This is a genomic window from Cohaesibacter intestini, from assembly GCF_003324485.1.
Taxonomy (GTDB): domain Bacteria; phylum Pseudomonadota; class Alphaproteobacteria; order Rhizobiales; family Cohaesibacteraceae; genus Cohaesibacter; species Cohaesibacter intestini.
Genome location: NZ_QODK01000002.1, coordinates 206,246 through 222,343 on the forward strand (window position 1 = coordinate 206,246; position 16,098 = coordinate 222,343).

12 protein-coding genes are annotated in these 16,098 nt (G+C 56.0%); 10 read left to right on the top strand and 2 right to left on the bottom strand.

Going from position 1 to position 16,098, the window contains the following annotated elements; genetic code table 11:
* Nucleotides 1-314: 314 nt before the first annotated feature.
* Nucleotides 315-3,200, bottom strand: a complete 2,886-nt coding sequence (locus DSD30_RS06480) for a peptidoglycan-binding domain-containing protein (protein WP_157967590.1) — start codon at nt 3,198-3,200, stop codon at nt 315-317.
* A 466-nt stretch (nt 3,201-3,666) separates the two neighbouring features.
* Between DSD30_RS06480 and DSD30_RS06485 the strand changes: the two genes are divergently transcribed.
* The 10 genes from DSD30_RS06485 (at nt 3,667) to lexA (ending at nt 13,242) form a co-directional block, all read left to right on the top strand.
* Nucleotides 3,667-4,107 carry a curli assembly protein CsgF gene (locus DSD30_RS06485; RefSeq protein ID WP_245418391.1) on the top strand — a complete coding sequence of 147 codons (441 nt, stop codon included), beginning with the start codon at nt 3,667-3,669 and terminating at the stop codon, nt 4,105-4,107.
* A 15-nt stretch (nt 4,108-4,122) separates the two neighbouring features.
* Nucleotides 4,123-5,187, top strand: a complete 1,065-nt coding sequence (locus tag DSD30_RS06490; protein WP_157967591.1) for a CsgG/HfaB family protein — start codon at nt 4,123-4,125, stop codon at nt 5,185-5,187.
* A 312-nt stretch (nt 5,188-5,499) separates the two neighbouring features.
* Nucleotides 5,500-7,167: a beta strand repeat-containing protein gene (locus DSD30_RS06495; protein ID WP_114008830.1), complete on the top strand. Its 1,668-nt coding sequence runs from the start codon at nt 5,500-5,502 to the stop codon at nt 7,165-7,167.
* Between the two features lie 96 nt (nt 7,168-7,263).
* Nucleotides 7,264-8,805 (top strand): autotransporter outer membrane beta-barrel domain-containing protein, encoded by a 1,542-nt coding sequence (locus DSD30_RS06500; protein ID WP_114008831.1) that lies wholly within the window; start codon nt 7,264-7,266, stop codon nt 8,803-8,805.
* A 162-nt stretch (nt 8,806-8,967) separates the two neighbouring features.
* Nucleotides 8,968-9,477, top strand: coding sequence for a hypothetical protein (locus DSD30_RS06505; RefSeq protein WP_114008833.1), 510 nt, complete (start codon nt 8,968-8,970; stop codon nt 9,475-9,477).
* Nucleotides 9,478-9,507: 30 nt separating this feature from the next.
* Nucleotides 9,508-10,239, top strand: a complete 732-nt coding sequence (locus tag DSD30_RS06510) for a hypothetical protein (protein WP_157967592.1) — start codon at nt 9,508-9,510, stop codon at nt 10,237-10,239.
* A 45-nt stretch (nt 10,240-10,284) separates the two neighbouring features.
* Entirely contained in the window at nt 10,285-10,704 is a 420-nt protein-coding gene (gene csgH / locus DSD30_RS06515) for a curli-like amyloid fiber formation chaperone CsgH (protein ID WP_114008836.1), read from the top strand.
* An 84-nt stretch (nt 10,705-10,788) separates the two neighbouring features.
* On the top strand, nt 10,789-11,523 hold the full coding sequence (locus DSD30_RS06520; protein ID WP_114008838.1) for an SH3 domain-containing protein: 735 nt from the start codon (nt 10,789-10,791) through the stop codon (nt 11,521-11,523).
* A gap of 135 nt (nt 11,524-11,658) precedes the next feature.
* Nucleotides 11,659-12,351, top strand: a complete 693-nt coding sequence (locus DSD30_RS06525) for an adenosylcobinamide amidohydrolase (protein WP_245418392.1) — start codon at nt 11,659-11,661, stop codon at nt 12,349-12,351.
* Nucleotides 12,352-12,528: 177 nt separating this feature from the next.
* Nucleotides 12,529-13,242, top strand: coding sequence for a transcriptional repressor LexA (lexA, locus tag DSD30_RS06530; RefSeq protein WP_114008841.1), 714 nt, complete (start codon nt 12,529-12,531; stop codon nt 13,240-13,242).
* 192 nt (nt 13,243-13,434) lie between these two features.
* Here lexA and DSD30_RS06535 read toward each other — a convergent pair whose 3' ends face one another.
* Nucleotides 13,435-15,963 (bottom strand): ComEC/Rec2 family competence protein, encoded by a 2,529-nt coding sequence (locus DSD30_RS06535; protein ID WP_114008843.1) that lies wholly within the window; start codon nt 15,961-15,963, stop codon nt 13,435-13,437.
* Nucleotides 15,964-16,098: the final 135 nt, after the last annotated feature.

The following is a 16,098-nucleotide window of genomic DNA, read 5'->3' on the forward strand; positions in this document are numbered from 1 at the left end:
CTTCCCAATGGTATGGCAGCCGGACAAGCGGCGCCCAAATACGGTGAAAAGGGGTATTGAGTATCCCCTGCTGTCATTGTTGAACGAGATTTAATGGCTTTCCCACGCAGCAACAATGAAGAGACATGCGAAAGGCGAAAGCGATTTACCCACGCGGGCAAAGATCGAACGCCGTGCTACAGCAGACAGTCGGGATAAGATTTTATTCTATTCCCCCACACCACGAAAAAAGGCTTCCCGGCACGATGCGCCAGTGGGAAGCCTTTTTCCTCTCTATCGATTCTGCCAAGCAGGCAGAGCCTTGTCCTTGAAGCTTATTGCCGCAACAATGGAACAACGTTGCGTGGATTGATCTGATCGCGCAATGGGCGCAAGCTCACACATCCCCGTCCCGGCAAGAATCTTGCGCCGGGTTTACAGGCACAGGAGGTCCGCGATGTCTTGCGCATATTGGGATAGCGGCAAACGCACTTCTCGCCCCGCTTGATGGCCGTTGTTCCATCACAGCGCGGTGGCTGCGGCACGACCACCTTCTGACAGCCACGACCGGGCACAAACTTCAAGCCCGGCAGACAGCGACATGCGGTGTTTGACGTTTTCGCCATGAAGGGATAGCGACAATCGCAACGGTTGTTGCGCAACACTGTCGTACGGGCATCACAGCGTGGGGGCCGTGGTCGATCCAACCGCACACATCCCCGGCCCGGACGCAACTTTGTTCCACGCGGGCAGGCACAAGCCACCGGCGACCGGCGCACCATATTGTCATAGCGGCAAAGGCAGGCCTTGCCCCGTTGAATGGTCGTCGCCTGATCACAAGCAACCGGTTGTGGCCTTGGCCGATCTACGCACCCTCGTCCCGGTACAAGGCGACTGCCGCGCGGGCAGACACATTGGGTCGGCGAGATCTTGCGCATGCCATCATAGCGGCAGGAACAACGGTTGCCCCGCGGCCGGGTTGAGCGCAAATTACAATCCGGCAATGGCACCACAATCGGTGGATCAAAAACCTCCGGGGGCTCAACGACTGGCGGAGGAGGCAGAGGAACACCCTGAAGGGGTACATCCACACAGGACTGCCTTGAGCGATCCCCAATCGGCGTTCCGGCATTGGCAAACAACGCTGGTGACAAGTCGCCTGTAACAGCCATTCCCAGCAAAGCCTGCAATTCTTCAAGGCCTCGCCGCGTATTCGGTCCCATCCGGCCATCCACCCCACCGGAGCGGATACCATTGGCTTCGATCAGCATCTGAGCTGCCGTCACTTGCTGGACCGGTGTCTGGCCCACACCCAAGAGAGCACAATTGTCAAACCGGCGATCTCGCGGTGGGGCTGCCAGTCGCATATCAAGGGTCAGGCGATGGGTTTCCCCCGCCTCAATCCGGATTCTATCCGTAAGGCAAAGGACCGACGCGCCAATCACCCGAGAACAATGCCAGTCTCGCCCACGCGACACCCGTACATCAATCACATCGGTGCCAGAGAAGCTGTCGGTGACCATCAGACTGTCCGTATAGGCCCGATCGCCGCGGTTGGTCACCGCGATCGAGAAGGCACAGCGATAGGTGCGGTTTGCGCGATCAAGAGAACAATCACTGATGCTGCGCTTCAGAATGCTCAGCTCAGGTGGTGCAGGCTGGTCGGGCAGCGGGATGACCGGCGGCTCCTCTTCCCTCTGTTCGGGCTGCTCTTCTGGTGGCTGATATCCGATGCCCTGACAACCATAGACTTCCACATCCCCGACCAAACCACTGTCACTGCGATCGGGATAGGCGCCGTCATAATCGATGAAATGGCTCTTCCATGGCGGGCTATTCTCTTGCCGGGACAAATCGAATGGCTGCGCTTGCACCCCATCAATCCGCATCGCACCACCGTCTTTCAGGCGCTCATCCAGATTGGGCGCAAAGCGCAGACGTTCACCACTGCTCCAGAGCACATTCTGGCAGGCATCTGCGTCCATCTTGCCGTTTGCGTCATAGTCGGGGCCCAGCGCCACACCACCGGTGCCATTGCTATACTGACTGGCAAAGCCGATGGCATAGGGTTCGGGCTGAGCCCGCCAGCTGTCATCACGCTCTTTGACGAAGCGCAGCACCTCAGCCCGCCGCGCCTTGGTCACCTTGGAAAAATCGAACGAGCCGACACGCTCCCCACGCTGGGCAAGGATCATCGAACCATCAGGCCCAAAAGCAATATCAGTAATCTCAAGCGGCGGAACTCCGTCCGGCAGGATCAGTTCTTTGCGGGCATCAAACAGGAAGCCGCCATCACCGGGCGCAATACCAACCGACCAGATCTCCGGCCCGTCAGCCACGGCATAAAAGAGCCGCCCCTCATGGGCAGCCAAGCCCCAGACCCGTCGTTCTGCAGGGGCGAAGTGCCAACTTTCCGGATCCTCAACATCAAAGCTGGGATCACGAATATCAAGACGCGCCGTGCCTTCATGGGGCACCTTCGGCAGCCCGGCCAGAGACCGCGCTGTGGTTCCGTGGTCAAAGGCCTCGAGCACATTGCCATCCATATCAAGGCGGAAAATCATCCCCGTTTCCAGATCGGAGACGAAAAGTTGCTGGCTCTGTTTGTCAAAGGCAATATTGCCAAGGGCAGGCCCAGCATTGGCTTTGCCCGCCAGCTTGATCGAGGCAAACAGCGAGACTTCTCCGCTCACGCCATCCACTTTCCAGACGCTGCCCGGCGCATTGTCCGGGTTCGGTCCAAACAGCCCTTCCATAAAACGGGCATCAGCTCGCCCGGTCAGCAGCTTGTCTTCCTGCCCGTCTCCATTCTGGTCCGCACCGGAGATCGGAAGACCATAAGCAGACGTCGCCGTCAGATAAAGGCTGGGCGCCTCTGCGTCATCCAGTGCTATACCGAAAATCTGCCCGACCGCTCCGGCCGGAATTGTGACATAAGCGGGTCGTTTGGCTTCCTTGCCTTCAAATGCCCCCAAACCATCAATCGGAAAGACGGACACCGAGGCCCCTTCGAGATTGATAAAGCCGTCCCCGCTTTCATTGGTGCCCGAAAAGCCAGACATCACAAGGCTCGGCCCCTTGAGAAATCTGTCATTTCCTGCCAACTGGCTGCCTTGGGTCCCAACCGTTACGGTTAAATCTTCGGGCATCGCGACCGGATCACGCGCCTTTGCTCCGGTGGAAACGATCGTCATGCCGAGAAGGAATGACGCAAGTGTCATCCAGCGCGACGCTCTATAGCAACTGATAATACACATTCGATATTGCTCCCCTCATCAGGCATCCTCACAACTGGTCAAACCAGCCCTGCCTGTTTGCGCTCCGAACAAGCGAAATATTGCCCCGGATCGCACCACACGCACGCATTGTACCATTCGATAGAGGCAGAATGAGGCAGCAAGCCAGAAAAAGACAAACTCTGGCAGTCATCCACCGCAAGTAGGCTAGTTTTGGCCTTTTCATGCGCTCCAGACCGTCAACCGTTGCAAGAAAATCACGCCCTAACCACAATCTGTAATTTATTAGATTGACTAGATACAACCAGTACACTAACAATCCTTTAAGTTGTATACAAAATTTAATTCAACTTATACGAATTACGCCTCATCAGGCCAGACTTAAGTGACCAATGACAGGCAATTCCAGAGCGGACTGCCATCCAGAGTGTCATTGACCGGGGGAAAAACAGTGAAAAGACTTTTCGTTCTTGTCGGCATTCTCGCCGCAACTGGCCCCGTCGGGGCCGCCGAACTGACCTACACGCCGGTCAACCCATCCTTCGGGGGCAACGCGTTGAACTCATCACACCTAATTTCAACCGCCAATGCCCAACGCACGGCAACTGCCAGTGACGCCAACAGCAACGCGTCGAACAACACCACTTCTTCGTCCAGTTCCACGTCAGCTGATCTGTTCGTCCGGCAGCTGGAGGGTCGTCTGCTCTCGGCTCTGGCAAGCCAGGTGACCGAAGCAATCTTCGGCGACAACCCGCAAGACAGCGGCACGGTGACCTTCGGCGACACCGAAATCACCTTCAACCGTGGCACCGACTCCATTTCGCTGGTCATCACCGATTTTACCGATGGCACCGTGACGGAAATCGAAGTCCCGCAACTCGTCTCCAACTAAGAGCGGATGAATTTCATGCCTATTGTTGACACTCTCCGCGCTTCAGCTCGCGCCTCTATGCGCAAAGGCCTGATCGCCACGTCCACCCTCTGCCTTGTTGCATTGACAGGCTGCGCCTCTCATCAAACCCTGATGACCGAAGAGCCGATTGTTGCGCAGATCACTCCGGTCAATCTCAAGCTGCGCCAGATCCCGCCACCGAAAAAGCGGATCCCGGTCGCCGTCTATGAGTTTCAGGACCAGACCGGGCAGTATAAGGAAGCCAAAAATTATCAGCAGCTCTCACGCGCGGTCACGCAAGGCGGCGCAGCCATCCTGATCAAGGCCCTTCAGGATGCGGGGAACCGCCAATGGTTTACCGTGATGGAGCGCAACCGGCTGGCCAATCTGCTCAAGGAACGTCAGATCGTCACCGAAATGCGCCGTCTTTATCGCGGTGAGACAAGAATAAGCGCTCGCGCCCTGCCCCCGCTCAAACATGCAGCCATCATCATCGAAGGCGGCATTGTCGGCTATAACTCCAATGTCAATACGGGCGGCATCGGTGCGCGCTATCTCGGTATCGGGGCCGACACGAAATATTCCAAGGATGAAATCACCGTTGCGCTCAGAGCCGTCTCAACAAAAAGCGGCGAGGTGCTTGCAACGGTCACCGCCCGCAAGACCGTGGTATCGGTCGCCTTGCAGGCAGGCGTCTTCCGCTTCATCAAGCTTGATGAACTGCTCGAAGGGGAAGCTGGCATAACCAACAACGAACCACGCCAACTGGCCGTTGAAGCAGCCGTTGAGAAAGCCGTTGAAGCGATGATCGTCGAAGGCGTCGATCTGGGCATCTGGCAGTTCCGCGATCCGGATGATGGATTGAACTATGTGCGCACCTATCGCACCGGCAAGCAGGGTCTGGCAACCGATGCCATGGCGCTTGCCAAAGCCAGCCCGGAAACCGGAAGAGTTGCGTCCATCACCACAACGGTCCCGCGGACATATCGCCCATCCAAGGCAAAAGTAAAAAGACCCGTGAAGCAAAAAACAAGACGCCTTCCACCACCTTATTCAAGCAACGAGTCTCCATCAGGGTAGATTCGCACCTTAAATCTCAAGTTGCGTTAGGTTGCAGAACGAAAATCTGCTGCAGACTTTTTGTTTTATATTAGAAAACATGACGCTTACGGCGATATTTAGCGAATTAATACAATAAGTTAACACATTAACCACTTGGTAACTTTTATATTGACTTGGTATCTTAATGAATTATAAATGATTGCAATGTTGCCGATTACACAATCAGGTTGCAATCGAGTTTGACGATAGCATTGCACCAAGGGCTGGCTAAAGCCACGGGCGACATGGGTGAAGCTCTTGAAATAGACATTTGATTTTGGAGACTTAATTATGAAAAAACTTCGTTTGGCCCTTCTAGCGGCAACAGCAGGACTTTCGGTTGCTGCCTCCGCCTTCGCAGCAGACAACAATGCGACCCTCACGCAATCGGGCTCTGCAAACACCGCATTGATTGATCAGTCAGGTGGCACCAACAACGAAGCCTATGCCCACCAGACCAACAATGGCGACACAAACTCCAACGCCCTGGAAATTCTGCAAAGCAGTCATGCGCATCAAAATGTTTTCAGCGTTGATCAGAACGCGGTGTTGGGCACAGGCGCCAACAGTGCAACTGTGACACAGAATGGCGGTTACTCGAACAGTGTACGCAACCTCGATCAGACCACGGGCACTGGCGCGGGCAACAACACCACGACCATCACCCAATCGGGTTACTCCAACGACCTGAACAGCGTCACGCAAACCAACACCGGCGATGATGACAACAGCATCACCGCAACGATCATTGGTGGCAGCAATGGCTCGACCTATATTGGCGGTGTGAGAGAAACGCTCGACGGGTATGCAGCGAATGTGGGGGTTACCAACGGCGAGCTTATTCAGAACGGCACCGGCAACACGATTGAGCTGAATGTCAATGGCGACCAGAACGATTTCGGCGTCACCCAAGAAGGCGGCGTCAACACGCTGAGCGCTCTGAACATCACCGGCAATGCGAACGAGTTGGGCGTATATCAGAACAGCAACCTTGCAACGGGCAATGATCTGACCATTGAAGGCATCGTTGGTGACAGCAACAATATCGGCGTGCTGCAGGATGGCACCAACAGCAACCTTGCCAACATCAACCTGGGTGGCACAGCCGGATCACCAAGCAACAGCAACAATGTCCTGCTGCGGCAAAGCGACGGCACCATTGCAGACATTGACATCACCAGCGGTGACTCCAACGATATCAATGTCTTGCAACAGAATGCATCGACCACGGACAACGACGTCGATGTCGATGTCGCAGGAAGCTCGAATGATCTCGACATTCTTCAGGATGGCAACGGCAATGCGGCCACCACGAATGTTGCGGGCAACAACAATGGTGTTGACGTGGTGCAAGATGGCAACGCAAGCACGACCCTCGCAAGCATCACAGGCGACCTGAACCTGATTGACGTTGACCAGATCCGCGATGACATGACAGCAAACCTGACCGTTCTGGGTGGGTCCAACGACTTGACCGTCTACCAGAATGGGAACCACAGCACGACCAACATGGATGTCACCGGTTCCAGCAACACGATTGACGTCAATCAGGGTCCACACGATTCGCAAACGGCAGACATTGCTGTTACCGGCAACAGCAATGACTTCAGTGTCCGTCAGTTTGGCAAACGCTGGAACAATGCAGCGATCACCATTTTCGGCAACAACAATGGCGCATCCCCTGTTGGTTTCACCGGAGATGCTTCAAGCACCGGCCTCACCACTGGGTCTTTCGTTCAGAACGGCCAGTCCAACACGGCAACGTGGAATGTCGGCCTCTCCGGCGATCTGAGCAACAACAACCTTCTGGCCATGTCTCAGGTTGGTGACTCCAACAATGTTCAGGTCGACATCTCTGCTGGCAGCACCAACCAGGTGGCAATTGCGCAGAATGGCAACAACAACAATTCTGTCGTAAGCCAGGTTGGCTCCGGCAACATCGTTGGCATCACTCAATAAGCGACAATCATCTGACCTTCAGGTCGGGCGGGATTTCCTGCCCGACCATTTTGATTGATTTACTATCTTTTCTTTTTCTTTGCTTGAGGTGACATCATGAAACGGCCAAGTGTTATCCGCCTGACATCCGCCATGGCGCTCCTCATGCTCGCAAGCCCCGCCTTGGCCAATGACAATGAAGTCTATATCGGCCAGACCGGTGTCACCAACAGGGTCGCCATAGACCAGTTGGGTGAGGCCAACATGGTCGGTGCGAACGACAGTTCCCTTTTTGTCTTGCAGGATGGCAGCAACAATGACGTAGCGGTCACCCAGACCGGCTATGCCAATCAGGCAGGCGCAACAGGTAGCGCAGGCGCCGTGGGACTTCAAGGTCTCTATCAGACGGGCGACAGCAACAGCCTGACCATCACCCAGCAATCCACCGCCAGCACGGGGCTGAATGTCATTGGCGCGGTATCACAAGTCGCTCCGACCAGTCTCGCTTCCGGGCCAAGCAACAGCCTGACCATCACCCAGACCGATGCCTCGATCCTTGGTGCCGTGGGCAGTGGCAATGGCGACAGTGCTCACACGGTGGGCGAAATTCTCCAGATCCAGACCGGCACCAGCGCCAACATAGCGACCATCTCTCAGTATGACGGATCCAATGGAGGCGACACGGGCAACCGGGTGCAAATTCTGGTTCAGGACGGCACCGACAATCTGGCGACCATCACCCAGCAGGAAGCCGCCAATCAGGTGGGCGATCTGCGCCAGTTCGGTTCGGGCAACGGGGCAACCGTCACCCAGGAAGACGGCACCGACAATCGCCTTGACACTTTTCGACAGGATGGCACGGGCAACCGGGCGATCGTCACCATGACCGGCTCGCGCAATCTGGTTTTCTCCCTGTTGCAAAATAACGCATTGATGGGCGTGGTCGGCAATCTTGCCACCATCACGCTGGGAGGCGATGACAATGGCGGTGACGGAATGGGAGGGCTTGGGCAGTTTACCAACAATGTCACCCGACTGCTGCAAGTGGCCCAGGCAGAACTGCGCCAACTTGGCGACGAAAACATGCTCAATTTCGTAACATCCGGCGCATCCGTCGCCAATCTCTATGGCTTTGTGCAGGATGGCGATGGCAATGTCATCAGCGGAACGGTCGACGGTGAGGAGAATGAAGTCGCCTTGCTGCAGATCGGCGATGGCAACCGTTATGATTTTAGTCAGACCGGAAATCTCAACGCCACTGCCGTTTCGAGCCGCGGCGACAATAACAGCCTTTTCATCGAACAGGACGGCAATGACAACATCATTGACGTGTCCTTTGACGGTGGCGTCGCGCCAATCACCCGCAGCAATCAGAATAATGATCCCGCCTTGGGTGGTTTTTCCGAACTGGCTCTTTCCCATGCTGGCAGTCTTGAGCCCGGAGACATCCGACAATCCGGCGATCAGAACAGCATCCGGATTGCCACCGAAAACAGTAACTTTAACAAATTTGCCACCTCCCAGAATGGCAATCAGAATGTGATCGAAGGCGAAATTATCGGCGACAACAATCAGGCAGTGGTCATTCAGTCGGGCGATTTGAACTATACCCTTCTTCGCCAGACCGGCAATTACAACCAAGCTGTCATCCTGCAGTAGAAACAGGTTGCAACATAGACAATATAATCGCCTTAGTTTAATCTAAGATTCACTCTGCAACCAACAAAGCGGCCATATATGTCGATTTCTTGCGGCGAATAAGAGGCGAGTAAAGTTTTCCTGTTCTGATGGTTTCAAACGACACCAGCTCAGGATGAGGAAATGATCAAACAAATGGTTATGGCTGCCGCTTTGCTAGCATCAAGCACGGTGGCCCATGCAACACAGGACGACAATGTCATCACGTTGCTGTCCGCGACCAATCAGGAAGGAAACACGCTTGACCTGATTGTAACTGGAGACACGAACAGTCTGGTTCTCGAACAATCGGCTGCCATGGGACTTGGCCAAGGCAATCTCATGGAGATCACGATCACCGGCAACAACAATGGTGGTGCAATTGGCAGCGCCTTCAGCGGCATCACCCTTGATAGCGGACTGGAGCCCGGTCACTTGCAGCAAACAGGCGCTGGCAACAGCATGCAGATCGACATTCAGGGATCTGACAATCTGTTTGCGGCCAGGCAAGACGGCCAAGGCAACAGCCTGACCGCCACCATTCAAGGTTTTGACAATCAGGCCGCCATTCTGCAGGTCGGCCAGAACAACCACGCAAGCATCAGTCAGATGGGCAATGGCAACGCCATAAGTATCTCGCAACGTTCGTTCTGAGATGTGCCCGTCACAAACGGAGAGCGGCACATGAAGATACGATCGCATACGACATTGGGCATCACGGCCGCAGCCATTTGCGGTCTGACACTCCTTCCTGCGCATGCTGGCGACAGCAATGTCCTGATCCTGAAACAGGAAGGCACAGCCAACGAGATTTTCGTTGACCAACAAAACGCCAACAACAGCCAAGTTGGCGGTGTAGATCTGGTTCCCGGTCTCACGCTTGAAGACACGACCTTCAATCGGATCGACCTGACCACCAATGAGGCCGGGGCTCTTGCCAACCCGGCCACCCAGATCGGTACGGGCAACACGGCTAACATCACTCTCGAGGGCGAAGGCGGCGTGGTCTTTCTCCAGCAGGGTGGCCAGATCACCGACAGCAACAATGATGCCACGGTTGCCATCAATTCCGGCCTGACCGGTGGTTCCTTCGCCGCCATTCTGCAAGATGGCAGCAACAACACAGCCAACGCCACCATCAATGGCTCCTTGTCCGAGGTCAACGTCCTGCAGCAGGGCAACAGCAATCAGGGCACAGTTGCGATTGGCACCACCGGCTTGCCGACAGACAATGTCCGCGCGTCCCTCACCCAGAATGGCGACAACAACAACACCGAGCTTCAGGTGACGGGCATCAATGCCGGTGAATATAGCTACACGGTGAATGGCAACAACACTTCGACGACCGTCCCGGCACTCATCGTGACCAATGGGGCCTCTGTCAGCATCACCCAATCGACCCTGACATCCCGCTGATTCCGATCAGAGGTCAATTGCATTGTCATGAGAGAAGGATGCGACATGAAAGTTCCCCAGTGGCTCACCTTGTCCTTTTTGGGCTTGCCCCTTGCAGCCACGGGCGCGGTTGAGGCGCGCTCGGGCATCACTGCGAATGATGTAAGGCAGGCGGACATTCAGCTTTTCATGGTGAAAGACGTGCTGACGATCAGCCCGCTTGTTTCATTGACCAAGGGCGACGCCTTCTTGGCAACGACGCTCGAACTGATGGTCGAGAAAAAGGGCCCAAGCGGCTCCGTTGCCAGCCGTCAGGCAGGCGTTATCGAACCGGGACAGACCGAGGGAAACGCAATTGCCCGCATCCAGTTGAAAGTCACCGATGAGGATGCAGTCACCGCCACATTGACGATCCGATCCGGCCAGAAAATCCTTGCCCAGAGACAACGGCTTTGGCCCGGTGGCAAGTCTCTATCGCCCCATTGATTGCCTTTTCCAATCGGCCCGCTCCTGCTTTGGCCAGACCAGATTAGCCCGTTTTCACCTCAATGTTTGAAGTCTGATAGACCAATGAAATACTTTATAAAACGCTTCGCCTCTTGCTTGCCTGCCATTGCATTGATCCTGCTGGGTCAGCTACCAACCCCATCCGTGGCCCAATCCACCAACGCGGTGGCGCAGGCCTTTGCGGGGGACTGGATCACCTATGACCAGCGCCATGCCGCTCAGGGGCAGTGTATTTTGTCTTTCTCAGCCACAGAGCAAGACGCGCTCTATCCCATCAAGCCGCAAAACTGCATCAATCAGTTGGCAAGCATTCGCGGCTGGACGCTGAAAAACAATCAGTTGATCTTCGTTGACGACAAAAAACTCCCTCTGGCAGCGGTTGGTGGCAACCAACAGCGCATTTCCGGAAGGTTCCTGCAAAGTGGAATGCCCCTCATTCTGGAAAAGGCAGCTTTGGCACAACAGGTCACAGCCTCCAGAAAGGCTATTCGCTGTTCCTATCTTGGCTATGGCCAAACCTGTGCCAAACCGCGACAATTCGCCCCCCCAGCGATGGGCACCGACGGAACGGCCGACATCAAGGCACTGGTCAATCTCAACGTCCGCAGCGAGCCCCGCAACAATGCCACGGTCAAAGCAGTCCTCAAACCGGAGAGTTGTGTCAAGGCAACCTTCTGCAGTCTCACTTCTGACGGTCTTTGGTGTCGCATCAAACTCAATGATGGCATCGGTTGGATCAAGAAACAGGCCGTCAGGCAGAAGCAATGGCCGATCCTGACCTTCGTCAATGGCTGCTGATAGGCCGGGGCAGCGCCTTTGAGCCAATCGACGGGCGCAATCGAGTCATCTAAGAAGGGGAAATAAGGCAATCCGGGTAAGCATACTTGCGTCTCGGTCGAGCCGACCGTCCCTTTCATAGATGATTGACGCCCCGTGACAAATCCAGCCTCTCCCCTTGCTTCCATCACACTCGCCTGCCCTTGGCTGACGATCCAGTTTTCCCGGACCATGCGTGTGTTGAGTTGGGCCATCGACCGCCCCGGCCTTGTCGAGGCCGACCGTATCCTGTGGCGAGAAGTCAAGAACCATGATTTGCCGGTTGACCTGGACGTGCGCACATGGCTGCAGCATGAGCAGGACAAAAACGGTTTCACCAATGCAGTCACGATGCTCACCTCACGCAGCATCACTCGATATGAGATTGCGTCTGCAGAAGTGGACGAGGTATCAGCGCTGTGTGTCGCAACAGTCGGTTTGTCGAACGCAGAACGGATCGGCGCGCGGGTTGATCATCAGGACAAGGACTGGGGTACCATCAACATTGCCGTGCTGCTTAGCGAAGGCCTGACCAAAGCCGCCATGCTCGAAGCCAGTTCGATTGCCACCCAAGCCCGGACAGCGGCCATTTGCGACGCCCACTATGCGATCCCGACCGGCCTTGCGACGGGCACAGGAACGGATTGCATCGCCATTGCCGCCCCCATCGGCGACACTTGCTTTGCCGGCCTTCATACGGCCATTGGCGAAGCCATCGGCAAGTCTGTCTATGACGCAATCGCCAAGGCTGTTGCCGACTGGATTATGGAAAATGATCCCGCCAACAAAGGCACAAAGGCTGTGTCCTGACTGGCACCCTCCCACCTTGAACAGCAGCGCAAGGCAAGAAACCGCGGTTACATGCGACGAATGCAGAATTTCCCCTTGCGGAACACAGAGGGAACAGATATGGTTTGTTCGTGATTTGTGCCACAGATGTCTCGCTTGATTCTCAGCCGGGCATTTTGCTTCAGACAGGAGACAGCAATGCTTACGCGAAAACAGCATGAACTTCTGATGTTCATCAACGAGCGCATCAAGGAAACCGGCGTTCCTCCTTCCTTCGACGAAATGAAAGATGCCCTCGATCTGCGTTCCAAATCCGGCATTCATCGCCTGATCACGGCGCTGGAAGAAAGAGGCTTCATCCGCCGCCTGCCCAACCGCGCTCGCGCACTCGAAGTGCTCAAGCTGCCAGAAGCGAACAGCCCTACTCTTCATTCCGCCACCCGTGGTTTCTCACCCTCCGTCGTAGAGGGCGGTTTGGGCAAGAAGAAAACCCCTCCCGCCAGCAAACCGGTTGCCGACGAACAAAGCAGCGGCGTCTCTGTCCCTGTCATGGGCCGCATTGCTGCCGGTGTTCCCATTTCCGCAATCCAGCATCAGTCTCACACCATATCCGTGCCTGTTGACATGCTGCGCGGTGGCGAGCATTTCGCGCTTGAGGTGCGCGGCGATTCCATGATCGAAGCGGGCATTCTTGATGGCGATACCGTCGTGATCAAGAAGTCCGACGATGCGGTCTCCGGTGATATCGTTGTCGCACTTGTTGATGATGAAGAGGCGACCTTGAAGCGCCTGCGCAAGAAAGGCGGCTCCATCGCACTGGAGGCAGCAAACCCGGCCTATGAAACCCGGATTTTCGGACCGGATCGTGTTCGGGTGCAGGGCAAGCTTGTTGGCCTAATGCGTCAATACTAATCGCGGTTGGTTCGATCGCCTCAAAGCATTCAACACAATAGGCCACCCAAATCCTTTGGCGAGCCCAGTTTGGGAGGCCAAAGGCCCGCAGGGCATCACGGTGTCTAATTCGATATCGCGGTTGCTGAATGCCACCGTTGATCAAGACACCTATGGCCCGATGACCAAGTAAGCGTCATTGCCAAATATGTGTCATTGCCAAGGGCGACGCCCCGCGATGAAGGATGCAACTTCGTGCAGCTCCCAGTGATGGCTTGCCGCAGTGCCATCATAAGACTTTATTGGCCGTCTCGCTGCTGTCTCCTTGGCGTTCGACACTGAGCTTTTGCCGCCTTTGTCCACGACAGGTCTTGCAATCTGCTCAAACCAGACAAAACGGCCCCCCCCCTCTGCCAACTCATCCGGTCCAATGCGATGGCGAGGTCCCGCACATGCGGCAGGAATAGGTAGTTTCGAGACGATGATGTCGTGCGTGGCACACACTTCGTCAAAGGCAGACGCCTTGCGCACCAGACCAATCGAAAGCGCTGTAGGACGACCATCCGCCCGATGGAGACCAGCAGCAAAACAAGCAAACCGGTCACATCCCGCCTTGGGCACCTTGCCCTCTTCCTCATGGCGTGTTGTCACACGCACAGCAGCGCGTAGCCCGGAGGTATTCCGTTCGCCTTCGGCATGAGGGTCGTCTTCTGCTCGGTTTGCGGCCAGCAAGCGGGCATCACCGTCAAAATGCAACAAAGAGGCAAAATCAATCGTGACGCGTTTCGAGCCGATCTGATGCCATCTCTGGTCTGTGCCTCGATAGGCCACCCTTGTGCCATTGCCAGAAATCCAGAGATCGGCAGGCACGACCAGATGCCAGACCAGCAGAGCGGCCCCAATCGGAGCAAGCGCCAGCCAAGCAAGCCCACCACGGTGGATGGCATAGGCCGCAATCGCCAGTACAAACAGCCACAAGACCATACCCTGCCCACTGACCACCAACAGCTGTTCATCTGTATGCTCGGCAATCCAACGCGCAGACGCAATCACCCGCTCCAGTCCCCAGCCGACCAGAGGCAATGTCAGCGCCTGCAACCCAACGGGCACCAGTGCGACGGAAACCAGCCCAAACGGCATGACAATCAGACTGATGATCGGCATCACCATCAAATTGGCAATCAGGCCCAGGGGAGCCATCTGCTGGAAATGGGCAATGGAAAAGGGCAACACAGCGACACCCGCAATCAGGGAAGTTGCGCCGATTCCGCCGATCCAGCGCACCGCCGTGCGTATCAGCGCCATCCAGTGCAGGCCGGACGCGTGATATTGCGTTCCCCTGTCTTCCTGCTTTACCCGATAAGCAATGCGCATCACCCGTATTCGATCATAGGAGGCGATCAGTGCAGCGGTGGCAGCAAAGGACATTTGCATGCCCGCCTCAACCATCGAATAGGGCTGAAAGAGGATCACCGCAATCAGGGCCAATGCCAGATTGTGCAGGGTCAGTGCCGGACGCCCCAATATGATTGCGATCAGAAAAATCGCCATCATCAGAAAAGCCCGGATCGTCGCAACCGACCCACCCGACAGAACCAGATAGCTTGCAGCACAAATAAGGGCGATGGCCGCAGCCCATTGTCGGATCGGATATGACAAGGCCAAATGCGGCACCAAAGCAAACAGGGCCCGCACGCCCCAAAAGATCGACATGGAAACAAGCGCCATATGCAGCCCTGAAATGGCAAGTATATGCGCCAGACCACTCTGCCTGAGAGCTTCTTTCACATCACTGGCCAGATAGTCTCGCTTACCGACTGCCAATGCTATGGCAAGGCCTCCGGCCTCCCCTTCTATCCGCTCCAAAATCTGCGTGGCGATCGCACTTCTCTTGCTTTCGATCCCGTGCCGCGCCGCATCCCACCATGCCGCAATACCCGTATCCTGCGCCTTCGGTAGCCGCTCAATCTTGCGCCCCATATAGCCTTGCCCACCGATCGAACGCGCCCAGAGATAGCGGGCATAGTCAAAGGCACCGGGATAAGAAGGCCGTTGCAGCGGCTGCAATCTGGCCAATAACCGGATGCGCTCCCCCACCGCAAAACGCTCCCCCAACGCCTTGCGCACCAGCAGCAGTCGCTGTGGCAACGGATCGGTTCCAATCCGGTCAATCGTCTCCACGCGGAGTGTCCAGCGTTCATCTTTGCGACCGTTCCGCTGCCGATAGTCGATATGATCAATCACCCCTGTGATCGCGCTGGATAGCTCTCTCTGCAAGACTGGGGTGGACGCAAACTGCCCGTGATAACTGGCAACAGACAGGCCAGACAGCGCCGAGATAGCCAGCAGAAGAACAAAATCCACCAGCCCCTTTCTGGCCCGCCGCCATCCCCATAGAGCGCTTGCCAGCATCAAAGTTACCACAATCATGAAACTGGGCTCATCCGGCAGCGAGTAATAGGCCCCGGCACCAAACGCCATCGCCAGCGCGCACCAAAGAAAGCGGGCATTCCGGCACGCGCAATCGTCCCGCCAGCTTGCCGCCAGCTGCAGGCCGAGTGCCTCTATCTTCAGATAGAGCCGCATCCAGATCCCGACAGTTGACAGAGAAGACGAAACGCGCATGTTGCCCACCGCTGCACGCTGTTCAAGCGGCATCTCAGGCGTCAGCAGGTCCTCGAACTTCCCTTCAGACGACAGGACAGCCCTCTTTTCCCCTTTTTCCGCGCTTCCGGCACCCATGAGGCCTTTCACCCCGATATCAAGCTGTGTTAGATCCTTGGCAAATCACAATGCCGGTGACCGAACCCTTCCGGTTGATGCGCCCTCTTCTTCGCGGCGTCACAACCAACCTCAACCACCGGTTTACCTTATCCC